The organism is Pseudomonas trutticola BRTCR10 (assembly GCF_056155105.1).
The window spans coordinates 5,148,378-5,170,883 of the sequence record NZ_CM149552.1 but is presented as its reverse complement, the minus strand read 5'-3'; the positions used below and the strand labels follow the sequence as shown (position 1 = coordinate 5,170,883).

The 22,506-nt window shown below is 60.4% G+C and carries 21 protein-coding genes; 13 read left to right on the top strand and 8 right to left on the bottom strand.

Features of this window, described 5'->3' with window-relative positions; translation table 11 throughout:
* Positions 1–31: 31 nt before the first annotated feature.
* Both ACVVH8_RS23470 and ACVVH8_RS23465 read right to left on the bottom strand, forming a co-directional pair.
* Positions 32–634 (bottom strand): LysE/ArgO family amino acid transporter, encoded by a 603-nt coding sequence (locus tag ACVVH8_RS23470; RefSeq protein ID WP_103305512.1) that lies wholly within the window; start codon positions 632–634, stop codon positions 32–34.
* A 5-nt stretch (positions 635–639) separates the two neighbouring features.
* The gene (locus ACVVH8_RS23465) at positions 640–1,041 is read right to left on the bottom strand and encodes an ACT domain-containing protein (protein WP_475226616.1); all 402 of its coding nucleotides are present in this window, start codon (positions 1,039–1,041) and stop codon (positions 640–642) included.
* 96 nt (positions 1,042–1,137) lie between these two features.
* Here ACVVH8_RS23465 and ACVVH8_RS23460 point away from each other — a divergent pair, with 96 nt between their 5' ends.
* From ACVVH8_RS23460 to ACVVH8_RS23445, 4 genes are all read left to right on the top strand, one after another.
* Positions 1,138–2,037: a LysR family transcriptional regulator ArgP gene (locus ACVVH8_RS23460; protein WP_475226614.1), complete on the top strand. Its 900-nt coding sequence runs from the start codon at positions 1,138–1,140 to the stop codon at positions 2,035–2,037.
* 96 nt (positions 2,038–2,133) lie between these two features.
* Positions 2,134–3,126 (top strand): NAD-dependent epimerase/dehydratase family protein, encoded by a 993-nt coding sequence (locus tag ACVVH8_RS23455; RefSeq protein WP_103305515.1) that lies wholly within the window; start codon positions 2,134–2,136, stop codon positions 3,124–3,126.
* 126 nt (positions 3,127–3,252) lie between these two features.
* Positions 3,253–4,107, top strand: coding sequence for an ATPase (locus tag ACVVH8_RS23450; protein ID WP_103305516.1), 855 nt, complete (start codon positions 3,253–3,255; stop codon positions 4,105–4,107).
* A gap of 242 nt (positions 4,108–4,349) precedes the next feature.
* A complete protein-coding gene (locus ACVVH8_RS23445; RefSeq protein WP_475226612.1) occupies positions 4,350–5,198 on the top strand; it encodes a cache domain-containing protein in 849 nt (282 codons plus the stop codon).
* A 121-nt stretch (positions 5,199–5,319) separates the two neighbouring features.
* Here ACVVH8_RS23445 and ACVVH8_RS23440 read toward each other — a convergent pair whose 3' ends face one another.
* Both ACVVH8_RS23440 and pobA read right to left on the bottom strand, forming a co-directional pair.
* The gene (locus ACVVH8_RS23440) at positions 5,320–6,837 is read right to left on the bottom strand and encodes an MDR family MFS transporter (protein ID WP_475226609.1); all 1,518 of its coding nucleotides are present in this window, start codon (positions 6,835–6,837) and stop codon (positions 5,320–5,322) included.
* A gap of 79 nt (positions 6,838–6,916) precedes the next feature.
* On the bottom strand, positions 6,917–8,110 hold the full coding sequence (pobA, locus tag ACVVH8_RS23435; RefSeq protein ID WP_475226607.1) for a 4-hydroxybenzoate 3-monooxygenase: 1,194 nt from the start codon (positions 8,108–8,110) through the stop codon (positions 6,917–6,919).
* Positions 8,111–8,288: 178 nt separating this feature from the next.
* Between pobA and ACVVH8_RS23430 the strand changes: the two genes are divergently transcribed.
* Positions 8,289–9,173, top strand: coding sequence for a helix-turn-helix domain-containing protein (locus tag ACVVH8_RS23430; RefSeq protein ID WP_103305520.1), 885 nt, complete (start codon positions 8,289–8,291; stop codon positions 9,171–9,173).
* 145 nt (positions 9,174–9,318) lie between these two features.
* Here ACVVH8_RS23430 and ACVVH8_RS23425 read toward each other — a convergent pair whose 3' ends face one another.
* Together ACVVH8_RS23425 and ACVVH8_RS23420 are read right to left on the bottom strand one after the other, a co-directional pair.
* Entirely contained in the window at positions 9,319–9,495 is a 177-nt protein-coding gene (locus ACVVH8_RS23425) for a hypothetical protein (protein WP_007912636.1), read from the bottom strand.
* A gap of 281 nt (positions 9,496–9,776) precedes the next feature.
* Positions 9,777–10,682: a LysR family transcriptional regulator gene (locus tag ACVVH8_RS23420; protein WP_213026441.1), complete on the bottom strand. Its 906-nt coding sequence runs from the start codon at positions 10,680–10,682 to the stop codon at positions 9,777–9,779.
* Positions 10,683–10,796: 114 nt separating this feature from the next.
* Between ACVVH8_RS23420 and ACVVH8_RS23415 the strand changes: the two genes are divergently transcribed.
* Together ACVVH8_RS23415 and ACVVH8_RS23410 are read left to right on the top strand one after the other, a co-directional pair.
* Positions 10,797–11,675 carry an MBL fold metallo-hydrolase gene (locus tag ACVVH8_RS23415; protein ID WP_475226605.1) on the top strand — a complete coding sequence of 293 codons (879 nt, stop codon included), beginning with the start codon at positions 10,797–10,799 and terminating at the stop codon, positions 11,673–11,675.
* A 45-nt stretch (positions 11,676–11,720) separates the two neighbouring features.
* A complete protein-coding gene (locus tag ACVVH8_RS23410; protein WP_475226602.1) occupies positions 11,721–12,335 on the top strand; it encodes an NAD(P)-dependent oxidoreductase in 615 nt (204 codons plus the stop codon).
* Positions 12,336–12,696: 361 nt separating this feature from the next.
* On the opposite strand, the gene ACVVH8_RS23405 is transcribed toward ACVVH8_RS23410, so the two are convergent.
* Positions 12,697–13,578: a LysR substrate-binding domain-containing protein gene (locus ACVVH8_RS23405; protein WP_103305524.1), complete on the bottom strand. Its 882-nt coding sequence runs from the start codon at positions 13,576–13,578 to the stop codon at positions 12,697–12,699.
* Positions 13,579–13,806: 228 nt separating this feature from the next.
* Here ACVVH8_RS23405 and ACVVH8_RS23400 point away from each other — a divergent pair, with 228 nt between their 5' ends.
* The 6 genes from ACVVH8_RS23400 to ACVVH8_RS23375 all read left to right on the top strand — a co-directional run bounded on the left by ACVVH8_RS23400 (position 13,807) and on the right by ACVVH8_RS23375 (position 21,222).
* On the top strand, positions 13,807–15,444 hold the full coding sequence (locus ACVVH8_RS23400) for a 5-guanidino-2-oxopentanoate decarboxylase (RefSeq protein ID WP_475231224.1): 1,638 nt from the start codon (positions 13,807–13,809) through the stop codon (positions 15,442–15,444).
* Entirely contained in the window at positions 15,441–16,892 is a 1,452-nt protein-coding gene (locus ACVVH8_RS23395) for an aldehyde dehydrogenase family protein (RefSeq protein WP_475226600.1), read from the top strand. The genes ACVVH8_RS23400 and ACVVH8_RS23395 overlap by 4 nt, the downstream gene beginning before the upstream one ends.
* Before the next feature lie 218 nt (positions 16,893–17,110).
* Positions 17,111–18,214 (top strand): ABC transporter substrate-binding protein, encoded by a 1,104-nt coding sequence (locus tag ACVVH8_RS23390; protein ID WP_213026438.1) that lies wholly within the window; start codon positions 17,111–17,113, stop codon positions 18,212–18,214.
* 185 nt (positions 18,215–18,399) lie between these two features.
* Entirely contained in the window at positions 18,400–19,308 is a 909-nt protein-coding gene (locus ACVVH8_RS23385) for an ABC transporter permease (protein ID WP_475226598.1), read from the top strand.
* Positions 19,305–20,153: an ABC transporter permease gene (locus tag ACVVH8_RS23380; RefSeq protein ID WP_213026437.1), complete on the top strand. Its 849-nt coding sequence runs from the start codon at positions 19,305–19,307 to the stop codon at positions 20,151–20,153. The genes ACVVH8_RS23385 and ACVVH8_RS23380 overlap by 4 nt, the downstream gene beginning before the upstream one ends.
* 13 nt (positions 20,154–20,166) lie before the next feature.
* Positions 20,167–21,222: an ATP-binding cassette domain-containing protein gene (locus ACVVH8_RS23375; RefSeq protein WP_315445570.1), complete on the top strand. Its 1,056-nt coding sequence runs from the start codon at positions 20,167–20,169 to the stop codon at positions 21,220–21,222.
* A 151-nt stretch (positions 21,223–21,373) separates the two neighbouring features.
* Here the strand turns inward: ACVVH8_RS23375 and ACVVH8_RS23370 are convergent, their stop codons facing one another.
* Positions 21,374–22,303 carry an AraC family transcriptional regulator gene (locus ACVVH8_RS23370; RefSeq protein ID WP_213026435.1) on the bottom strand — a complete coding sequence of 310 codons (930 nt, stop codon included), beginning with the start codon at positions 22,301–22,303 and terminating at the stop codon, positions 21,374–21,376.
* Between the last annotated feature and the right edge of the window lie 203 nt (positions 22,304–22,506).

Genomic DNA, 22,506 nt, shown 5'->3' with positions numbered 1-22,506 from the left:
GGATAGAGGTTCCAGAGCTGTTTGGAATAAATCATGATGCCAATATCAACTGACCCGCCACTGTGAACATCATCAGTGCGACCACCAGATCAAGAATCCGCCAGGTACTCGGCCGAGCCAGCCACGGAGCCAGCCATGCCGCGCCCAGCGCCAGGGTGAAAAACCACAACAGCGACGCACTCGCCGCGCCCACTACATAAGCGCCCGGCACCGATTGCTGGGCGCCGAGCGAGCCGATCAGCAAAACCGTATCCAGATAAACGTGCGGATTGAGAAGTGTCACTGCCAGCGCACTGAGCATCACTGCCCGCAATGAGCGCACGGTCTGGTTCTCGCCCTGATTCATACTCTGTTTCGAGCACGCCCGACGCAGCGCCTGGCTGCCGTACCAGATCAGGAACACCGCGCCACCCCAACGTGCGACCGCGAGTAAGGTCGGGTTCTGCGCCAGTACGGTCGCCAGGCCGAACACCCCGGCCGCCACGAGCAACGCATCGCAGGCCACACACAGCGCAGCGACCGGCAAGTGATGCTCACGCCGCAGACTTTGTGCCAGGACAAACGCGTTCTGGGTGCCGATCGCCATGATCAACCCGAGCGCCACCAACAGACCATTCATATAGCTTTGCCACATAACGGTTACTCCGCGTTGGCTGCGAGATCACGCAGCACTTGCATGGCGCGTTCGGCGTCGGTCTGACCGACGAATAGATGGTCGTGGTAGTAACCGGCGATCACGTTGCAACTGATCCCGGCCTTGCCCAGTGCGGTGGCGAACGCCGCCGTCAGACCGACGGCTTCCAGCGCCGAATGCACGTTCAGCGTGATCCACGCGGCGACGTAGTCGAAACTGAAACCGGCCTTTTCAGCGTGGGAACGTTCGAGAATCACTGTCAGGCCTTCCTGTTCGCGAAAACTGCCAACAATCTCCAGATCATTGGGCATCCGCCCGTCGCGCAGGGTGCAGAACACGTATTCGCCGGCATTGATCTGCGGACTCATGCTGCGCAGCAAAGTGCTGAGTGAGGTTTCGCCAGCCATTGGGGTAGTCCTTGATAAAGAGTGCTTGCTGGCTATTCTCCGGCTCAACGCGGTATAAGAAAAACCAATAGTGCTGATCGCTCATTAGGAAAACTGATGTTCGACTACAAATTGCTTTCCGCTCTGGCCGCCGTTGTCGAGCAGGCCGGATTCGAACGTGCCGCGCAGGTGCTGGGCCTGTCGCAATCGGCGATCTCGCAGCGGATCAAACTGCTGGAAGCGCGGGTCGGCCAACCGGTGCTGGTGCGCGGCACGCCACCGTCGCCGACGGACATTGGCCGGCGCCTGCTCAACCACGTTCAACAGGTGCGCCTGCTTGAGCGCGATCTGCAAACCCTCGTGCCGGCATTGGACGAAGAAGGATTGCCGGAACGCCTGCGCATTGCCCTCAATGCCGACAGCCTCGCCACTTGGTGGGCCGAGGCGGTGGGCGATTTCTGTGCCGAACAACATTTGTTGCTGGATCTGATCGTCGAGGACCAGACCGTTGGCCTCAAGCGCATGCGCGCTGGTGAAGTGGCGGCGTGTCTGTGTGCCAGTGAGCGCCCGGTGGCGGGCGCCCGTAGCGTTTTGCTTGGCGCGATGCGCTATCGGGCGTTGGCCAGTCCGGCTTTTATCGAACGGCATTTTCCCGATGGCGTGCGTGCCGAGCAGTTACCGCGTACGCCGGCGCTGGTATTCGGCCCGGACGATTTCCTCCAGCATCGGTACCTCGCATCACTGGGTGTCGACGGCGGATTCGAGCACCATTTATGCCCGTCCTCCGAAGGCTTCATCCGCCTGACCGAGGCCGGACTCGGCTGGGGCCTGGTGCCGGAACTGCAAGTGCACGATCAGTTGCAGCGCGGGGCGTTGCGCGAGTTGTTGCCAGATAAACCGATCGACGTGCCTTTGTACTGGCATCATTGGCGCAACGGCGGTCAGTTGCTGGGCTTGTTGACCGAGCAGTTGGTGCGTTCATCGGCGCAATGGCTGGTGCCTTGGAAACAGCCATAAGCGTCAAGTTGCAAGCGGCAAGCAAGCGCTGCGTACCGTTTTAAACTTACAGCTAGAGGCTTGACGCTTGAGGCTGCTTTTCTGTTGGAGTTTTGCATGAAAATTCTGGTCACCGGCGCAAGCGGCTTCATTGGCGGACGCTTTGCGCGTTTCGCCCTGGAGCAGGGCCTGGACGTGCGGGTCAACGGTCGCCGGGCCGAGAGCGTCGAGCATCTGGTGCGCCGTGGCGCCGAATTTGTCTCCGGCGACCTGACAGATCCGGATCTGGTGCGCGAACTTTGCGCCGACGTCGAAGCCGTGGTGCACTGCGCGGGCGCAGTTGGCTTGTGGGGCCGTTATCAAGACTTCCATCAGGGCAACGTGCAGGTCACCGAAAACGTTGTCGAGGCTTGCCTGAAGCAGCGAGTGCGGCGTCTTGTGCACTTGTCGTCGCCGTCGATCTACTTCGATGGCCGTGACCACTTCAACCTGACCGAAGAGCAAGTGCCCAAGCGCTTCAAGCATCACTATGCCGCGACCAAATATCTGGCCGAGCAAAAGGTCTTCGGCGCGCAGGAATTCGGTCTGGAAACCATCGCGCTGCGTCCGCGCTTCGTCACCGGTGCCGGCGACATGAGCATCTTCCCGCGTCTGCTCAACATGCAGCGCAAGGGGCGTCTGGCAATCATTGGCAACGGGTTGAACAAGGTCGATTTCACCAGCGTACACAACCTCAACGAAGCCATGCTCAGCAGTCTGCTGGCCGCCGGTTCCGCGCTCGGCAAGGCTTACAACATCAGCAACGGCGCGCCTGTGCCGTTGTGGGATGTGGTCAATTACGTGATGCGCAAAATGGAAGTCCCGCAGGTCACCAAGTACCGTTCCTATGGGCTGGCCTACAGCGTCGCGGCGCTCAACGAGGGTGCATGCAAGCTCTGGCCCGGACGTCCGGAGCCAACCCTGTCGCGTTTGGGCATGCAAGTGATGAAAAAAAATTTCACCCTCGACATCAGTCGTGCCCGGCATTATCTGGACTACGATCCGAAAGTCAGCCTGTGGACGGCCCTCGACGAGTTCTGCGGCTGGTGGAAGGCTCAGGACATTCGCTGAAACGCATTGCAACGATTCGGCCGGCCGGCAATGAACCGCACCGCAGGTTGAGGGTCAATCCCTGCGGCTGCGGCGGTTATACTTCGCAGCATTTAGCCATCACCGCGTTTCACAAAGGTTGCCTCAATGTCCATGCGTAATGATGCCCACGACGATTTCGATGATGTTCCGAGCTTGCGTGCCGACACCTTCGACGACGATGACATTCCGACCACCAGCCGCACCTCCGTGCACTCGCGCACGCCGCCTGTGGTCAAGGTCAAGGCCGCTAGCACCGGGCCGTTGTGGGCACTGGTTGGCGCGCTGTTCTTTGCGTTCATCGGTCTGGCCTGGTGGAGCTTCCAGCAGATTTCGCTGATGGAACAGCAACTGGTGGCGACCCAGGAAAGTTTTGCGCGCATCAGTGAGGAAGCGGCGGGGCGCCTGCAAGACATTTCCGGCAAGGTCGTGGCCAGCCAGAGCAATGTCACCAGCGATAGCGAAGCCTTGAAGCTGCAGATCAAGCAGCTGGAAGGCAAGTTGCTCGATCAGAGCAAGCAGCAGCAAGGCGTGGCCGGTCAGGCCAGCGATCTGGACAAGCGTCTGGCGCAGATGACCGCGCAGACCACCGAGCTGCAGACCGCCAATACCCAATTGCAGGCACAGGTCAAAGCCCTTGGCGCAGAACTGGCGACGGTGAAAAGTACGCCGGCTGATACCAGCAAGGTCGATGCGCAGCTCAAGGGCTTCGATGCCCAGTTCAAGAGCCTTGGCGCGGACATCGCGGCATTGAAGAAGCAGGGCAATCCGAGCGCGGCGATTGATCGTCTTGAGCAGGAAATCGTCGTCCTCAAAAGCGAACAGGACAACCGCCCGGCAGCGCCGCAGGGTGGCGGTAACACCGCCGAATTCGACGCTTTTCGCGCTCAGATGACCCGCAACATCAATACGCTTCAGGCGCAGATCCAGAACTTGCAACAGCAGATCAATGCCCGACCATAAGCGCCGGTTCGATGTCGAGTGGGCCTCTGTGGCGAGGGAGCTTGCTCCCGCTGGAGTGCGAAGCACTCCCCTGCATTCTTGCAGGTGAACCGAGTTAGCAGGGTTTACGACTGCTGCGCAGCCGAGCGGGAGCAAGCTCCCTCGCCACAGAGGCCGCAGCAATCTCTGGATTCAACTTCAACCTCCTTATAACCCCAACCCGTCTACGCTCTTGAAACACCAACAGGAACGAGGGATGCGTCATGGGGTTTGTGCATAAATTCGCTTGGCTCTGTTTGCTGTTATTGGTCGGATTCGGCCAGGTCAACGCGGCGACAACGGAAAAGGATGACAGCAAGGCCGCCATCGCCCTGCTGGAAAAAGCGCTGGCCTATTACCACGACAACGGTGACAAGGCACTCGCCGCGTTCAGCCGCCAAGGCGAATTCGTCGACAAGGATCGATACGTGTTCGTGGTCGACACCAAAGGCGTGATGCTCGCCAGCGGCGGGCCATCGTCAGCCTTGATTGGCCGCGACGTCAGCGAAGTGCTGCCGGCGGATTTGCAGAAAGCGTTCAAGGACGCCCTGAAAGTGCCGGAAGGCAACGGCATTCAGCAGGCCGAATACCGCTGGCAGAACTGGGCCGACGGCAAGGTCGAACGCAAGCATGTGTTTTATCAGCGCATCGGCCAGCGGATTCTCGCCGTCGGTTATTACCTGCCACGAGCCTCGGCCGAGCAAGCCAAAGCGCTGCTCGACAAAGCCGCCACTGACCTGGGTAAAAACGAGAAAGGCACGCTGACGGCAATCAACTCGCTCAAGGGCGGCTACTTGCAGGACGACCTGTACGTGTTTGTCGTGGATCTCGATACCCAGCGCTACGTCGCCCACGGCACCAATCTGCGCCTGATCAACACCGACTTCAGCAAGATCAAGGACCCGGAAGGCAAACCGGTGGGCGAGCCGATTCTGGCGCTGATCGCCAAACAGGATGACGGCGAATACGAATACCGCTGGAAGAACCCGGTCACCGGCAAGATCGAGGACAAGCATGCCTACCTGAAGAAGGTCGGGCATTTCCTTGTGGCGGTGGGTTACTACAGTCCGTGAATGATCGGCCCTTGTAGGAGTGAGCCTGCTCGCGATGAGGGTGTGTCAGTCGACGTCATTGTTGTATGACACGCCCTCATCGCGAGCAGGCTCACTCCTACAGAGTTTCGTGGTGCTTGTTTTATTTGGCGCCGTGTTCGCGGCCGCGCAGCAGGTTGTTCGGCATCGCAATCGCCGCCGCCAGGCCCAGCAGCGACACCGCCGCACTGACCCACAGCAAATGCCGGAACGTTACCGCAAGCTCTGCGCGCAAGGCGTTTTGCGCCTCTCCCGGCGCGGCATTCAAACCATCCAGCAGCACATTGCCGGAATGGCCTTCGTTGATCAGCGAACTGCTCGCCAGATGGGCGAAACTCGAATCCTGCAACAACGCCAGCAACAGCGCCGACATCAATGCCACGCCCACCGCGCCGCCCAGTGAACGGAACAGATTGGTGGTGCTCGTCGCCACACCGATGTCGCGCTGTTCCACCGAGTTCTGCGTGCCGACCAGTGAAGTCGGGAACTGCATGCCACTGGCGATGCCGCTGAGCAGCATGAACAGACCGCTCATCGAGGTTGCTTCGGGCGGACTGAAGGCCATGCCGAGAATCGAGATCGGCATCAGAATCGCGCCGGTCAGAATCTGTGGTTTGTAACGGCCGGTCACCGAGGTGCGACGCCCGGCAAAAAAAGCACCGATCGGCAGGCCCATGGCCAACGGCAGCAAATGCAATGCAGCACTGTCGGCGCCTGCGCCGGTGACCGTTTGAAAGCGCAATGGCATCAGCACGATCAGCGAAATCGCCTGGAAACTGGTGAAGAAAATCGTGCACCAGCACAGCAAGGCATTGCGATTGGCGAACAGGTGCATCGGCAGCAACGGTTCGCGCGCACGCCGTTCATACCAGACAAAAATCGCCAGCACCACTACCGCGCAAGCGAACAGCCCAAGCACTTCGCTGCTGCGCCACGAGTGGCCCTGACCGACCTCGGTGATGCCGAGCAACAACGCGGTCAGGCCGATGATCATCAGCACGGTGCCGAGGTAATCGATGATCGGTTTACGATTGGGAATCGGCAGCCCGCGCAGATTGTGATGGGCGACCCACCAGGCGCCGAGGCCCAGCGGCAGGTTGATCAGAAACACCCAGCGCCACGACAGGTATTCGGTCATGTAGCCGCCGAGCACCGGGCCGGCAACGCTGGCCATTGCATACATGCTGCTGAAGTAACCCTGATAGCGCCCGCGTTCGCGCGGCGGCACGATGTCGCCGATGATCGCCTGACTCACCGAAATCATCCCGCCGGCGCCGATGCCCTGAAGGATCCGCGCCAGCACCAGTTGCTCCATGCTCTGGGCCATGCCGCAGAACAGCGACGCCAGGGTAAACAGGCCCATGCCGAACAACATCAGTTTGCGTCGCCCGTACAAATCGCCGAGCTTGCCGTAGATCGGCACCGCCACAGTCATCGCCACCATGTACCCGGAAATCACCCAGGCCAGCAGGCTGACATCCTTGAACTGAGCGGAAATGGCCGGCATCGATACGGCGACGATGGTCTGGTCCAGCGCGCCAAGAAAGATCGCCATCATCAGCGCGACCAGCACGCTGCGAATGGCCGGTTTGGGCGTTTCGGGGTGATTGAGATTGGTCACGGGCGAACCTGCGGGCATTGATTGACCCGCAAGGCGAGGGCGAGCGGGTAAGTGCTCGCCAGTGTAAGTCGGTAGCAGGCTATTCGATAGCCTCATAAGGAAGTCCGACGTAATTTTCTGCAATGGTTTTTCGGCCCGCTTCTGAACTGACAAAGTAGTCCAGTTCCGAGGCACTGATGCGTTGGCTGAACGCATCGTGGTCATCGAAGCGATGCAGCATCGAGGTCATCCACCAGGAAAACCGCTCGGCTTTCCACACCCGGCGCAGGCAGATCTCGGAGTATTTCTCCAACAGATCGGTGCGACCGTCGCGGTAAGTCTTCAATAGAATATTGAACAACGTGCTGACGTCGCTGGCGGCCAGATTCAAACCCTTGGCGCCGGTGGGAGGGACGATATGCGCCGCGTCACCGACCAGAAACATCCGTCCGTACTGCATCGGCTCGACGACAAAACTGCGCAGCGGCGCGATGCTTTTTTCGATGGATGGGCCGGTGACCAGTTTCTCCGCCAGCTCCGCAGGCAGGCGCGTTTTCAGCTCATCCCAGAAGCGCTGATCACTCCAGTCGTCCACGTTCTCATCCGCAGGCACCTGTAGGTAGTAACGGGTGCGAACCGCCGAACGCATGCTGCACAGGGCGAAACCGCGTTCGTGGCGGGCGTAGACCAGTTCGTCGTGCACCGGTGGCGTGTCGGCCAGAATCCCCAGCCAGCCAAACGGATAAACCCGTTCGAAGACCTTCAGGCAGTCATCAGGAATCGACTGCCGAGCGACGCCATGGAAGCCGTCGCAACCGGCGATGTAATCGCAATCGACGCGCCAGGTTTCCCCGTCCTTTTCGAAGGTGACAAAGGCTTCGTCGCTTTTCATGCCGTGGGGAACGACATTGCTCACTTCATAAAACGACAGCGCTCCAGCCTCCCGACGAGCGGCCATGAGGTCGCGGGTGACTTCGGTCTGGCCGTAGATCATCACGGTCTTGCCGCCGGTCAATGCCTGCAGATCGATGTGTACCTGACGCCCCTCCAGCGCCAGATCGAAACCGCCATGCACCAGTCCTTCGGCGTCCATGCGCTGACCCACGCCTGCCTGACGCAACAGCTCTACCATGCCCTGTTCAAGCACGCCGGCACGGATTCGGCCGAGGACATAATCGGGGGTCTGACGTTCGAGGATGAGGGTGTCGATGCCAGCGTTGTGCAGCAACTGGCCGAGGAGTAATCCGGACGGGCCGGCGCCAATGATGGCGACTTGGGTTTTCAGCGTTTTCATTGTTTTTATGGCTCGCAAGCTTCACGCGACCAGGGCCGGTGAATATTTTTTATGGATCGAGTGCTTGCATTTTTCCCTTGCGGGTCTGTCAATTGAAGGTGAAAACTGAGCCGATACCTGTACATTCTGCCAATCGGTGCGATTATCGCCCGCAAGACAAGAGGCCTGGATTGAAGTGATGAACAAGCCCGAGCTGCCTTCGATTCCGGTGTTCAAGCTCTACGGTGAAAGCCTGGACTGGCCGACCCCTGACTTGCTGCACTGTGAAACCATTTCCTCACGCAGTCGCGAACATCAATGGGAAATCAAACCCCACCGCCATGCTGATCTGTGTCAGCTGCTCTTCGTTTTCAAAGGTCAGGCAGAGCTTGAGATCGAAGGCCAGCGCACACAACTGCACACCCCTGCGATTCAAGTCCTGCCACCGCTGTCGGTGCATGGCTTTCGTTTTTCCGAAGACGTCGAAGGGTTCGTCGTCACGCTGGCAACACCGCTGATCAATCACCTGCAGGCGCAACTGGGTGATGCCGTGCATGCGCTGGCCCGAGCCGAAAGCTATCCGGCGGGCAAGGACGGCGATTACTTGAACAGCCTGTTTACGGCGTTGCAGGCCGAGTACAACGGCCATCAACCGGCGCGGGAAATGCTCATGCATTCGCTGGTCAGTGTGATCATGGTCTGGGTCAGTCGTCAGGCCATCGTGCGCCATAACGCCAGCCAGCGACCACAGCGCCAGCGCGAGTACCTCAATGGGTTTATTCAACTGGTGGAAGAGACTTATCGCCAGCATGTGAAGGTAGAGGATCTCGCGCATCGACTGGGGATTTCGGTGTCGCACCTCAACGGCACCTGCCGTGAACTGGCGGGGCAACCGGCGTTGCAGATCATGCACGAGCGTCAGCTGCTGGAAGCCAAGCGCTTGCTGACGTACACCAGCATGACGATTTACGAAATGTCGGAATTGCTGGGGTTTTCCGATCCGACCAACTTCACGCGCCTGTTCCGGCGCAGGGTGGGGATATCACCGAAGGCTTTCCGCGACCGGCTGAAGGCCGAGCAGTAATTTCATAACCACCACAAAAACCTGTGAAAGCTGGCTTGCCAGCGATAGCGGTGGCCCAGTCACCTTCAATGGTGAATGTCAGACCGCAATCGCTGGCAAGCCAGCTCCCACAGGTAATGAGTCAGCCTCAGCCTCAGCCTCAGCCTCAGCGCAATGCGTTCAGCGTGGCATTGTGCGGAATGCAGCGCTCGAAGTTGCAGCTTGCATACTCGCGCGGCAGCTGTCGCAGCTGTTCGACCCGCCAGGCGGCGGTGCCGTACAGCGCCAGCGTGGCGGCGCAGGTGATGAAAATCGCGACGTACCTTCTTGTTTTGATGTTCATGGCGTAGACCTCTGAACGACATACCCTGCGGTATTACTTTCAGCATAGGTCAGCGGCGGCGAGTTGCCAGCGAGTGTGCTTGAGCTTGTAACCGGCCATTCAGCACGCTGATAGCCCCCCTGTAGGAGTGAGCCTGCTCGCGATAGCGGAGTGTCAGTCGGATAGAGGTTACCTGACACTCCGCTATCNTGAGCCTGCTCGCGATAGCGGAGTGTCAGTCGGATAGAGGTTACCTGACACTCCGCTATCGCGAGCAGGCTCACTCCTACAGGGGATCGGGTTTACAGATCAACGTCCCATTGCGGATTTTCAGGAAAGCGCTCCACGAGAAAATCCAGCATGCTGCGCAGCGCCGCCGGCATGTGCTTGCGCGAGGCATAGACCGCATAGATGTTCATCTGACGCGGCTCAGCCTGCGGCAGCAAGCGAATCAACTCTCCTGAATGAATATGCACCCCGGCCTGATACGTCGGCAGCATCGCCACGCCCGCGCCGGCCAGCGTCGCGCGCAATAAGGTGCTGGCCTCGTTGGCGCTGATATTGCCCTGCACCGGTACCGAAACGGGTTCGCCATCTTCCTCGAAATGCCACAGGCTTTTACCGAAATACGAGTGAGTCAGGCAATTGTGCCGGCTCAGTTCTTCAACTCGCTGCGGCGCCGGATGCTCTCGCAGATAGGCCGGGGAGGCGCACACCACCGAGCGGCACACGGTCAGGCGTCGGGCGATCAGGTTCGGGTCCAGGTCATTACTGGTGCGGATCGCCAGGTCGATCCGCTCATCCACCAGATTCACCGTTCGATCGAGCATTTGCATGTCGATACTCACGCCTGGCTGGCGCTTGACGTAAGCCGCCATCGCATCGGCCAGTTGCGCCTGGCCGAACGAGGTGCTGACGCTGATCCGCAGGAGTCCGCGCGGCGCATCGTGGGGTTCGCTGACGGCGGCCTGCATATCGGTCGACAGTTCAATCATCTGCCGGCAACGTGGCAGGATTTCACTGCCAGCGGCTGTCAGGCTCAATTTGCGCGTGGTGCGGTGCATCAGGCGCGCGCCGACCCAGTCCTCCAGCTCCGCCAGATAACGCGACACCACCGGGCGTGAGAGATCCAGATGATCGGCCGCCGCCGACTGGCTGCCCAGGTCCACCACCGTGACAAACACCCGCATTGCTTGGAGACGATCCATGATTTGCCCGCTTTCAGAAACAAACTATGTTCAAGCATCGCATTTTTTGTACTGAGTCAGGCAACTAAGCTCTGTCCCATCGCCAGACATGGCATTCGGACACCGGAGCAACAGATGATCGGTTTCACCACACTCAAACGCGTTCTACTCGCCACCGCTTCCCTTGGCTTTGCCGCGCATGCCGCCGCTGCCAACCTGACCCTGGATGTCTACAACCCGGGCACCAACGCCATCTTTCCGGTGACCTCGGTACTGGTCAGCGGCGCAAAAGACGCGATCCTCGTCGATGCGCAATTCGGCAAATCCCAGGCCGAGCAAGTGGTGGAAAAGATCCGCGCCAGCGGTAAGCACCTGACCACCATTTACATCAGCCACGGTGATCCGGATTACTACTTCGGCCTCGACACCCTGACCAAAGCCTTCCCCGATGCCAAGGTACTGGCCTCGCAACCGACCGTGGATCACATCACCAAAACCGTCGCAGGCAAACTGGCGTTCTGGGGTCCGAAAATGGGCACCGACGTGCCAGCGAAAACCATCGTGCCGGGCGTGCTCAAGGGCGACAGCCTGATGCTCGAAGGGCAGAAATTGCAGGTGGTCGGCCTTGACGGCAAACAACCGGATCGCAGCTTCGTGTGGATTCCATCGCTCAAGGCTGTGGTCGGTGGCGTGGTTGTCGCCGAGAACATCCATGTCTGGATGGCCGATACCCAGACCGCGCAATCCCACGCCGACTGGCTGCAAACCCTGCACTCGATCGAAACCCTCAAGCCGAAAACCGTGGTGCCGGGGCATTACCTGGGTGAAAGCAGCCGCTCGCTGGCCAGCGTGAAATTCACCGCCGACTACATTAAGGCTTTCGATCAGGAAACGGCCAAGGCCAAAGACTCCGCTGCGCTGATCGCGGCAATGAAAAAGCGCTACCCGACACTGGGCGAGGAGAGCTCGCTGGAGCTGAGCGCGAAAGTCGCCAAAGGCGAAATGCAGTGGTAAGCCGAATCTGAAAACGCAGCACTCTCAAGCCAACTGGAGAATGTCATGAGCAAGATCGCAATCATTGGTGCCACCGGCCGTGCCGGCAGCCAACTGCTGGAAGAAGCCCTGCGTCGCGGCCATAGCGTTACTGCTATCGCCCGCGATACTTCGAAGATCGGCGCCCTTGCCGGCGTGGTCAGCAAGAATGTCGATGTGCTGGATGCGGCGGCGCTGCAAGACGCGGTGGCCGGGCACGATGTCGTGATTACCGCCGCGCACTTCGCCACTGTGCCGGCCAGCGCTATCGTTGGTCCGCTCAAGCAGGCAGGTGTGCCGCGTCTGTTGGTGGTCGGCGGCGCCGGTTCGTTGTTGCTGCCGGACAACACCCGGGTGATCGACAGTGCAGGTTTCCCGGCGGAGTACAAAGCCGAAGCCAGCGCGGGTGCTGCATTTCTTGAGGCGTTGCGTCAGGAGAAGACCTTGGACTGGACCTTCCTGTCGCCCTCGGCGGAGTTTGTCGAAGGGGAGCGCAGCGGCAGGTTCCGCGTTGGCCAGGATCACTTGCTGGTGAGCGCTGAAGGGCGCAGCTGGATCACCTTTGCCGATTACGCGATTGCGCTGATCGACGAAGTGGAAACGCCGAAGCATTCGCGTCAGCGGTTTACTGTCGGGTACTGAGTGAATCCTTGCCCCTCACCCCAGCCCTCTCCCGAGGGAGAGGGAGCCAACCGAGGTGTATTGCTTCATACATCGACCTGAAAAACCGAGTCGATTATGGATTCAACACAGTAATTTCACGTCGGCGTATTTCTATAACATCCCCCAATCAGTCCCCTCTCCCTCGGGGAGTGTATGTACCGGAGACATGGTGGACACATGTTCGGAGACATGGTGGACGGTTTTAGATCTTCTTACCTGCCGNGTCATCTCCTTGGTGATGAGCAATGTGTCTATTAAAAAGTGTCCACCATGTCTCCGAACACCTGTCCACCATGTCTCCGGTACATACAGGGAGAGGGCTAGGGTGAGGGGAAAAGCCTCAGCGCAAATGGGCCTGCTCAACCAGCCAGATCATCAATTCTTCCAGCTGCGGCGATGGCTCGGTTCCCGCAGGCACCACCACGTAATACGCCAGCCCCGTCTTCACCTTCAACTCAAACGGCATCACCAGTCGTCCGGCACGCAAGTCATCGCCGATCAACGACCAGTCGCCGATCGCCACTCCCGTCCCGTGCGACGCCATCGACATCGCTTGATCCAGCGTCTCGAAATGTTGGCCCATGTTCACGTTATTGAGCTGCAACTCCGCCGCCGTCAGCCACACCTTCCAGTCCTTCGTGTCGGCAGTCGGATGTAGCAACAAGTGCTGTTGCAGATCGGCCAGCTCGGACAACGCTGGCGGGCCTTTCAACAATGCCGGTGAACAGACCGGGGTCAGTTGTTCATCGAACAGATGCAGCGCGGTCGCCGAGTTATCCGGTGGCGTTCCATAAATCACCGCCGCATCGAATTGCTCGCGTTGAAAGTCGACGCCATGCGCCAGTGTGGTGGTCAGTTTGACCGGCACATCCGGGCGCTCTTTCTGCCACTGCAGCAGGCGCGGCACCAGCCAGCGCATCACACAGCTCGGCGCCTTGAGTTGCAGGGTTTCGCGTTTGAGGCCGATCTGCTCGGTGGCTTCGCTGATCAGGCCGAACACCTTCTCCACCCGTGGCAGCCATTCGCGTCCTTCGGCCGTCAGTTCCAGACCTCGGGCCAGGCGAATGAACAGCTCATACCCCAGATGATCTTCCAGCCCGGCAATCTGCCGGCTCACCGCGCCTTGGGTGATGTGCAACTGCTCGGCGGCCCGGGTGAAGTTGCAGCACTGCGCGGTGATCAGAAACGTATGCAGGGCGGGCAGGGGTGGCAGTCGTTTCATGTGGATCCAAGGTATGACGTGAGGACATGGCTAGTATGACTTTTAATCGATTGTTGCGGCTACCTGCCCACCGTTCAATGAGCCCATTGAAGGGCCCTTTGTAGGAGTGAGCCTGCTCGCGATAGCGGTGTGTCAGTCACCGTAATGTTGAATGCGAAGACGCCTTCGCGAGCAGGCTTACTCCTACACAAAGGCCTTGTGTCTCAAATGAACAAGAAGGGCAATGACATGGCGACGTGTGGCGAAGTACTGGTCAAGTTACTCGAAGGTTATGGCGTCGAGCAGGTGTTCGGCATTCCCGGCGTGCACACCGTGGAGCTGTATCGCGGGCTGGCCCGTTCGAGCATCAACCACGTCACCCCACGGCATGAGCAAGGCGCCGGTTTCATGGCTGACGGCTACGCCCGCACCAGCGGCAAACCGGGGGTGTGCTTCATCATCACCGGGCCGGGCATGACCAATATCACCACGGCGATGGGCCAGGCCTACGCCGACTCGATCCCGATGCTGGTGATCTCCAGCGTGCAGACCCGCAACCAGTTGGGCGGCGGCCGTGGCAAGCTCCACGAGCTGCCGAACCAGAGCGCATTGGTCGGCGGCGTTGCTGCGTTTTCCCACACGCTGATGTCGGCGTCGGAGTTACCGGGCGTTCTCGCTCGCGCATTCGCTTTGTTCCAGGCCGGGCGCCCGCGTCCGGTGCACATCGAGATCCCGCTGGACGTGTTGGTGGAAGAGGCCGATGACTTGCTCGCAAGCGTCCCGGTCAACATCGACCGCGCCGGTGCCGCACCCGCTGCCGTCAGCCGCATGAGCGAGTTGCTGGCCGGCGCTCAACGCCCGCTGATCCTTGCCGGTGGCGGTGCCATCGATGCCGCTGCCGAAATCACCGAACTTGCCGAACTGCTCGATGCTCCGGTGGCGCTGACCATCAACGCCAAAGGCATGTTGCCTTCCAGCCATCCACTGCTGATCGGCTCGACGCAAAGTCTGGTTGCCACCCGTGCACTGGTGGCCGACGCCGACGTGGTGCTGGCAATCGGCACCGAACTGGCCGAGACCGATTACGACGTGACATTCGCCGGCGGTTTCGAGATTCCCGGCAAGTTGCTGCGCATCGACATCGACGCCGACCAGACCGTGCGCAACTATCCGCCGCACGTCGCCCTGGTTGCCGACTCGCGCAACGCCGCACAAGCGCTGCTCAGCGCGTTGTCGCACAAGCCGCTGGCCGAACGTCGCAACGATTGGGGCCAGGTGCGTGCCGCGTGGCTGCGTGATGATCTGGCCGCAACCTGGGATGCACCAACACTGGCGCAGACGCGTTTCCTCGAAACCGTCCTGCACGAGTTGCCCGATGCAGTGTTCGTCGGCGACTCCACGCAACCGGTGTACACCGGCAACCTCACGTTCAACCCGGAGCGGCCGCGCCGCTGGTTCAACTCGTCCACCGGTTACGGCACCCTCGGTTACGCCTTGCCGGCGGCCATCGGCGCGTGGCTCGGCGGCAGCATCGAGGGCGGCACTCGTCCGCCAGTGGTGTGCCTGATCGGCGACGGTGGTTTGCAATTCACCCTGCCGGAACTGGCCAGCGCCGTGGAGGCGCGCACCCCGGTGATCGTCCTGCTGTGGAATAACCAGGGCTACGAAGAGATCAAGAAGTACATGGTCAACCGCGCCATCGAGCCGGTCGGCGTCGACATCTACACCCCGGACTTCATTGGGGTGGCCAAGGCGCTGGGCTGCGCTGCCGAAGCGATCAGTTCGGTGGAGCAACTGCGCGGCGCGCTGCGTGCGGCGACGGATCGTCAAGGCCCGACGCTGATTGAAATCGACCAGAACCAGTGGATGCAGGCGGTGAACAAATGATCAGTTTCCCAACCACCCTCGATGGCCTCTACATCAACGGCCAATGGTCTGCTGGCCGCGAGCATTTGCGGGTGATCAACCCGGCCACTGAAGCGCTGCTGACCACGGTCAATGGCGGTGACGAACAAGCCGTACAGCAAGCCGTGACCGCTGCCACTGACGCGTTCAAGACCTGGTCACAAACCACCGGCACCGAACGCGCTGTGATCCTGCGCAACATCGCCAACGGCGTGCGCAACGGTCGTGATCACTTGATGAAGTTGCAGTCGAGCAACAATGGCAAACCGCAATTCGAAGCGGCCATCGACGTCGATGACGTGATTGCCACCTTCGAATACTACGCCGGGTTGGCCGAAGGCCTCGATGCAAAACTCGACAGCAACGTGGCGCTGCCCAGCGACGATTTCAGTGCGCGTCTGCGTCGCGAGCCGTGCGGTGTGGTCGGGCTGATCGTGCCGTGGAATTTCCCGATGGTTACCACCGCGTGGAAACTCGCCCCGGCCCTGGCCGCCGGTTGCTGCGTGGTGCTCAAACCGTCGGAAGTCACGCCGCTGCCGGAGCTGGAACTGGCGGCGATCATTGCCGAGTCCGGTCTGCCCAAAGGCGTGTTCAACGTTGTTTGTGGTACCGGTCTGGCGGTGGGCGCGCCGCTGTCCGCCGATCCGCGCATCGCCAAAATCTCTTTCACCGGCAGCAACGCTGTTGGCGTTCAGGTGATGCAGCGTGCGGCGGAAACCGTGAAGGGCGTGAGCCTCGAACTGGGTGGAAAATCGTCGTTGCTGGTGCTGGAAGATGCTGACCTGGATCTGGCCGTGGAGCTGGCCTGCGGCGGCGGTTTCTTCAACGCCGGACAGATGTGCTCGGCCACCAGCCGCGTGCTGGTCGCCGAAGAACTGGAAGAAGAATTCCTCAGCCGTCTGCAAAAGCGTGCCCAGGCGATTCGCGTGGCTGACCCGTTCGATCCCGACGTGGAGATGGGCGCACTGGTCAACCAGGCGCAATACCAGCGCGTGCTCGGCCACATCGACCGTGGTCTGAGCGCCGGAGCGAAGCTGTTGTGTGGCGGTAATCGTCCGGCGCATTTGCCACGCGGCTATTTTTTGCAGCCGACCGTGTTCACCGACGTGCCCCTCGACAGTGCGCTGTGGTGCGAAGAGATTTTCGGCCCGGTGCTGTGCGTGCGCAGTTTCCGCAACGAAGCCGAAGCGATCGCGCTGGCCAACGACAGCCAGTTCGGTCTGGTCGCCAGTGTGGTGACGCGTAACGCCGAGACCGCTGATCGTGTCGCCAACGCCCTGCAGGCGGGGCTGGTGTGGCTCAACGCGCCGCAAGTGATCTTCCCGCAGACGGCGTGGGGCGGTTACAAGCAGAGCAGCATCGGCCGCGAATTGGGGCCGTGGGGCCTGGCCGCGTTTCAGGAAATCAAACACGTGATCCGGGCGCTCTGAAACGCCCGAAAAAGGTCAGCGCATGCCTCGCAACGAGGCATGCATTGGCGTCATGGCTTCAATGAGTTTTTATCGATAGTCAGGTGTTTTGCACGACCTCAGGATGAACCCGTCGGCAGCGCTAAAGCCCTTGTAATACGGGGCCTGGCGCGGATCCGGCCGCGCGGATGCAACGGTTGCGACCAACCTCATACTTAAAAAAACAAAGGGAGTCCGTCATGGGCGAGCACGATCTGAACAGGCGTCAATTCATTAAAACCGTTGGCGTGGCGTCGGTGGCGGCAGCCGCCATGAGCATGCCCTTCATCCGGGCGAGCGCCAGCGACACGCGTTTCGCCGGCAAGACCCTGCGTTTACTGACCTGGTCGGATGACACCGGCCTCGCTGCACTGCGTAACATCGCTGCAACCTTCGAAGCCAAAACCGGCGCCAAGGTTATCGCCGACCGTACCGGCAGCACCTCGGAAATGGTCGCCAAACTCAAGGCCGGCGGTGACCGTCCGCAATACGACATCATCACCTTGGCGGGCGTCGGCGCCGAAGGCCTGGCGGCTGCCGGGCTGTTGGAAAAACCCGACCTCAACCGCATTCCCAATCTGGTCGACGTGCCGGAGAAATACCGTACCGGGGCCAACGGTCACGGCATCGGCTATCTGCTGTGGTGCAACAGTCTGGTCTACAGCACCCGCACCTTGAAAGAAGCACCGGACAGTTACGCCGCGCTGTGGGACGCCGATCTGGCACCGAACATTTTCCTGCCGCCGCCGAACTGGACCGAGGCCATGGACCTGATCATCATCGCCGCGAAACTGGCTGGCGGTGACGAGCACAACATCGAGCCGGGCTTCAAGAAACTCGCTGAACTCAAGGACCGCGTGGTGACGTTGGGCGAGAACCCGAACCAGATCGCCGAGCTGTTCCGCACCGGTTCGCTGGACATGGGCGGCTTGTACGCCCCGGCATTTTTCCCCAAGCAGATCCGCGATCCTAACTATGGCCTCGGCGCCACGTTCGGCATGAAGGAAGGTTTCTACACCGACCTGATGCTCTCGGTGATGCCGAAAAATCGTCCGGGCGACACTGATCTGGCCTACGCCTTTATCGACCACTCTCTCGACCCGCTGGTGCAGGGCAAGATGGCCGAAGACATCTTCAACGGACCGGTCAACGCCAAGGCGATCATCTCCGCCGAAGCGCGCAAGAGCCCGTTCATTCTCACGCCCGAGCAGATTGCCGAGAAGGCGATCATGCACGACAACGCCTTCCTGGCCACCGTGCATGACCAATGGATTCGTCGCTATACGGAAATCTTTTCTTCCTGATCCGAATACAAACCTTCAGAACACCGCAAATCCCTGTGGGAGCTGGCTTGCCAGCGATGACGGCCTTCCTGTCGACAATGATGTCACTGACAGATTGCTATCGCTGGCAAGCCAGCTCCCACAGGGGGCGCGGTGCTTTGGAGACCTGTGTTTGTCAGTTGTTTTCCATTGACGAGATCATTGCTATGGAACATCAATCCCTGACCCAACCGGTCGGCGCCGCTGACGTGCGCCCGGCGCGCGGTATTTCGCCGACCGCGCGGGCGTGGCTTTTCCTCACGCCTTCGATGCTGTTTCTCGGCGTGCTGATCGCCGCCAGCCTGCTGGTGTTGCGCATGAGCGTCGGCACCAAAGGCGCGGAATGGAGCGGGTTCAGCCTCGCCAGTTACGCGCAATTGCTCGAACCCTATTACCTGAAATCCTTGCTGCTGACCTTGCGTCTGGCGCTGATCAGCGCGGTGATCGCCGTGGTGCTGGCGATCCCGGTGGCGTACACCATGTCGCGTTTGACGTCGCCGTTTCTGCGGCGGATTTTCCTCGCCGCCGTGCTGCTGCCGCTGCTGGTCAATCTGTTGCTGCAAAGCTACGGCTGGCTGGTGATTCTCGGCCCCGGCGGCATGCTCAATCAGGCGCTGATGGGGCTGGGCCTGATCAAGCGGCCAATCATGTTGCTGTACAACCAGAACGGCGTATTGATGGGCCTGGTGCAGACCGCGTTTCCGCTGGCCGTGCTGCCGATCGCCAGCGCCATGCGCGGCGTCGCACGTTCATACGAAGAGGCCGCCGCGACCCTCGGCGCCAGTCGTTTTCAGGTGTTCCGTCAGGTGGTTTTACCGATGAGCCTGCCGGGGATCATCACTGGCGCGACGCTGGTGTTCGCCTACAACGCCAGCAGTTTTGTCGTGCCATTGCTGCTCGGTGGCCGGCGCGTGCCGATGCTCGCGGTGATGGTGCATGACCAGATCGCCCCGCTGATGAACTGGCCCGCCGCGTCGGCTGCCGGGGTGGTGCTGATCATCACCACGCTGGCGATCATGACCTTGTCCGAATACATCACCGGCCGCCGTCGCCGGTTGCTGGAGGCTTCGCAATGAGTGCCCTGACCAAGAAGCGCATGGCGCTGTTGCCCGGTGACACCGGCAAGTTTGCCGGGATCCTTTCCGGGTTCATCCTGCTGCTGGCGGTGCTGCCGATCCTGACCATGATCGTGATGTCGTTCAGCGGCGCGTCGAACCTCGATTTCCCGCCGAGCAGCTACAGCCTGCAATGGTACAAGGCGGCCTGGCACACCTTCGTGTCGCCGGACGCCAGTGATGTGTTGAGCCTCGGTCAGGCGATGACCACCAGCCTGCTGGTGTCGTGCCTGACCATGGTCTTCGCCACGCTGATCGCGGTGCCGGCGGCGTATGCGCTGACCCGCTGCGAGTTCCGTGGCAAAGCCGTGGCGCTGCAATTGATGTCGCTGCCGCTGGTGTTCCCGATGGTGGTGTTGGGCCTGGCGTTGCTGCTGGTGTTCGACAGCCTGCCGTTCCACATGACCACGTCGCGGCTGGTGATTGCCCACGTGATTCTGGCGCTGCCGTTCGTGGTGAAAAACTGCACGGCGGCGATGCTGTCCATCGGCAGTGAAGTCGAAGAAGCCGCGCGCATGCTCGGCGCCTCGCCATTGCGGGCGATTGTCGATGTGGTGGTGCCGTTGATGAAGTCGGGAATTCTGGCGGGCATGCTGCTGGCGTTCATCGTCTCGTTCAACGAATTCACCGTGACCTATTTCCTCTACACCATCGACGTTATGACCGTGCCGATCTGGATGTACAGCCGCACCGTGTCATCGCTCGACCCTACCGTGTTCTCGTTTGCCGTGCTGATCGTGCTGATCGACTTCGTCCTGATCTGGGCGCTGGAGAAGCTGGTGGGCGAGGGCGGCGTTTCCTTTTGATTTGAGGTGCAACATGACTGGTCTGATTCTGGAAAACGTCGAGAAATTCTACGGCTCGGCTTGCGCGGTACAAGACGTCAACCTGCATTTGCCGGAAGGCAAACTGGTGTGTTTCCTCGGCCCTTCGGGGTGTGGCAAAACCACTTTGCTGCGGATGATCGCCGGGCTGGAAACCCTCAGCGGCGGCGAAATTCGCCTGGACGGCGAAGACATCGGCCATACCCCGGCGCATCTGCGCAATTTCGGCATGGTGTTCCAGTCGCTGGCATTGTTCCCGCACATGACCGTCGGTGAGAACATCGCCTACCCGCTGAAACTGCGCGGGGTGAGCAAGGCCGATCAGCAGGCGCGGGTGGTGGAGTTACTGGAACTGATCCAGTTGCAGGCGATGATCGACCGGCCGGTGGCCAAGCTCTCCGGCGGTCAACGCCAACGCGTGGCGATTGCCCGGGCGATTGCTTCGCACCCGAAAATCCTCTTGCTCGACGAACCGCTGTCGGCGCTCGACGCCAAATTGCGCGAGTCGATGCAGGTGGAAATCCGCCAACTGCAACAACGCCTGAACATCACCACGATCATGGTTACCCACGATCAGCGTGAGGCCATGACCATGGCCGATATCGTCGTGGTGTTGGGCGAGCACAAGGTGCAGCAGGTCGGTACGCCGATTGAAATCTATCGGCATCCGGCCAACGAATTCGTCGCTGACTTCATCGGTTCGGGCAACATCTTCCCGGCCACGGTGCTGGGCGACGGCAAGGTCAGCCTGCCGGGTGGTGACGCGCTGCAAGTGCCGATCTGCAGCAGCATCGTGGTCGGGCAGAAAGTGAAAATGCTGATCCGTCCGGAAGACCTGCAACTGTCCGCGCCGCAGGCAACGGCGGGCAATCGTCTGCTCGGCAAGGTGACGTTCGTGCGTGATATCGGCGCAACTATCGAGACGACGGTGGAGTGTTCAGGGGTGACGTTTACGGCGTTGAGTACGCCGTGTCAGGGGATTGGCTTGGGGATCGGGCATCCAGTGTCGGTGACGTTGCCGGTGGAGGCGTGTCGGGTACTCGGTGCCTGATTTTGGATTGAGGTTGTCTTGACTGGCCCCATCGCTGGCAAGCCAGCTCCCACAGGTTTTTCGGGTGAGCACAAATTCTCTGTTCAGCATAAAACCCTGTGGGAGCTGGCTTGCCAGCGATGGCGTCAGTCGACACAGCGCAATGTCGGTATCAGACCGACAGCCGCAACCGTGCCAGATCCCTTAACGGTGGCGCACCAAACAAGCGGCTGTACTCGCGGCTGAACTGCGAAGGACTTTCATACCCCACCCGATACCCCGCCGCCGACGCTTCCAGCCCTTCGGCCAACATCAAACGCCGCGCCTCTTGCAAGCGCAGTTGCTTCTGATATTGCAGCGGACTCATCGCCGTCATCGCCTTGAAGCGGTGATGCAAGGTCGACACGCTGAGGTTCACTTCCTTGGCTAGATCATCAATGCGCAATGGCTGTTCGAAGTTGCCGTTGAGCCATTTGATCGCCTGGCTGATGCGGTGGCTTTGACTGTTGGCAATCGCGATCTCATACAAACGATGGCCCTGCGGACTGCGCAGCAGACGATAGAGAATCTCCCGGCGAATCAGCGGCGCGAGCATGGCGATGTCCTTCGGTGCATCGAGCAAACGCGCCAGACGCAGCACGGCATCGAGCATCGAACTGTCGATCTGTTCGACGTACAAACCCCGTCCAGTCGGCCGGGTCGGCACGCCCATGGGGCCGGCGTCGGCGATCAGTGCGGTGATTTCCGCCGGGTCGATATCCAGGCGAACCGCGAGGATCGGCTCCTGCGGCGAAACATTGACCACACGCCCACTCAACGGCATCGAAACCGATACCACCAGATAATTCAGCGGATCGTAATTGAAGTACTCATCGGCCAGACGCACTTCTTTGCGACCCTGCGCCATGATGCACAGCGCCGGTTGCGCGAGCACCGGGGCAAAGTCGTGGGATTGGGTGTGGCGCGACATGAACAGCGAGCCGATGGCGGTCTCATAGCTGCCATCGTCGGTGGTGTTGCGGCGGATGATTGCCGCCAGTTCCGCGCGCTGTTTTTCCATGTCGGCGTCGGGTGGGGCTTGAAAACGATCGAATGACGTCATGCACGGTATCCTCGGCAGGGGAGGTGGAATGGAGCAGAGCATATGTTTGTGCAAGCGAGAGCGGTAGACACATCCTGCGAAATGCTTGCCTGATTCTGCTTGGGGTTACCAGCGTGCCCAGCCATAACGGGACGCCGACCGGCAAACTTGCATGATCGGCGTATGACAGCGGTATGACACGGATTTACAGGTTGTTACACGTC

Excerpts from the sequence above, each read along its gene's own strand:
- ACVVH8_RS23470 (WP_103305512.1), bottom strand. The coding sequence starts at position 634 with ATGTGGCAAAGCTATATGAATGGTCTGTTGGTGGCGCTCGGGTTGATC.
- ACVVH8_RS23465 (WP_475226616.1), bottom strand. The coding sequence starts at position 1,041 with ATGGCTGGCGAAACCTCACTCAGCACTTTGCTGCGCAGCATGAGTCCG.
- ACVVH8_RS23460 (WP_475226614.1), top strand. The coding sequence starts at position 1,138 with ATGTTCGACTACAAATTGCTTTCCGCTCTGGCCGCCGTTGTCGAGCAG.
- ACVVH8_RS23455 (WP_103305515.1), top strand. The coding sequence starts at position 2,134 with ATGAAAATTCTGGTCACCGGCGCAAGCGGCTTCATTGGCGGACGCTTT.
- ACVVH8_RS23450 (WP_103305516.1), top strand. The coding sequence starts at position 3,253 with ATGTCCATGCGTAATGATGCCCACGACGATTTCGATGATGTTCCGAGC.
- ACVVH8_RS23445 (WP_475226612.1), top strand. The coding sequence starts at position 4,350 with ATGGGGTTTGTGCATAAATTCGCTTGGCTCTGTTTGCTGTTATTGGTC.
- pobA (WP_475226607.1), bottom strand. The coding sequence starts at position 8,110 with ATGAAAACGCTGAAAACCCAAGTCGCCATCATTGGCGCCGGCCCGTCC.
- ACVVH8_RS23430 (WP_103305520.1), top strand. The coding sequence starts at position 8,289 with ATGAACAAGCCCGAGCTGCCTTCGATTCCGGTGTTCAAGCTCTACGGT.
- ACVVH8_RS23425 (WP_007912636.1), bottom strand. The coding sequence starts at position 9,495 with ATGAACATCAAAACAAGAAGGTACGTCGCGATTTTCATCACCTGCGCC.
- ACVVH8_RS23420 (WP_213026441.1), bottom strand. The coding sequence starts at position 10,682 with ATGGATCGTCTCCAAGCAATGCGGGTGTTTGTCACGGTGGTGGACCTG.
- ACVVH8_RS23415 (WP_475226605.1), top strand. The coding sequence starts at position 10,797 with ATGATCGGTTTCACCACACTCAAACGCGTTCTACTCGCCACCGCTTCC.
- ACVVH8_RS23410 (WP_475226602.1), top strand. The coding sequence starts at position 11,721 with ATGAGCAAGATCGCAATCATTGGTGCCACCGGCCGTGCCGGCAGCCAA.
- ACVVH8_RS23405 (WP_103305524.1), bottom strand. The coding sequence starts at position 13,578 with ATGAAACGACTGCCACCCCTGCCCGCCCTGCATACGTTTCTGATCACC.
- ACVVH8_RS23400 (WP_475231224.1), top strand. The coding sequence starts at position 13,807 with ATGGCGACGTGTGGCGAAGTACTGGTCAAGTTACTCGAAGGTTATGGC.
- ACVVH8_RS23395 (WP_475226600.1), top strand. The coding sequence starts at position 15,441 with ATGATCAGTTTCCCAACCACCCTCGATGGCCTCTACATCAACGGCCAA.
- ACVVH8_RS23390 (WP_213026438.1), top strand. The coding sequence starts at position 17,111 with ATGGGCGAGCACGATCTGAACAGGCGTCAATTCATTAAAACCGTTGGC.
- ACVVH8_RS23385 (WP_475226598.1), top strand. The coding sequence starts at position 18,400 with ATGGAACATCAATCCCTGACCCAACCGGTCGGCGCCGCTGACGTGCGC.
- ACVVH8_RS23380 (WP_213026437.1), top strand. The coding sequence starts at position 19,305 with ATGAGTGCCCTGACCAAGAAGCGCATGGCGCTGTTGCCCGGTGACACC.
- ACVVH8_RS23375 (WP_315445570.1), top strand. The coding sequence starts at position 20,167 with ATGACTGGTCTGATTCTGGAAAACGTCGAGAAATTCTACGGCTCGGCT.
- ACVVH8_RS23370 (WP_213026435.1), bottom strand. The coding sequence starts at position 22,303 with ATGACGTCATTCGATCGTTTTCAAGCCCCACCCGACGCCGACATGGAA.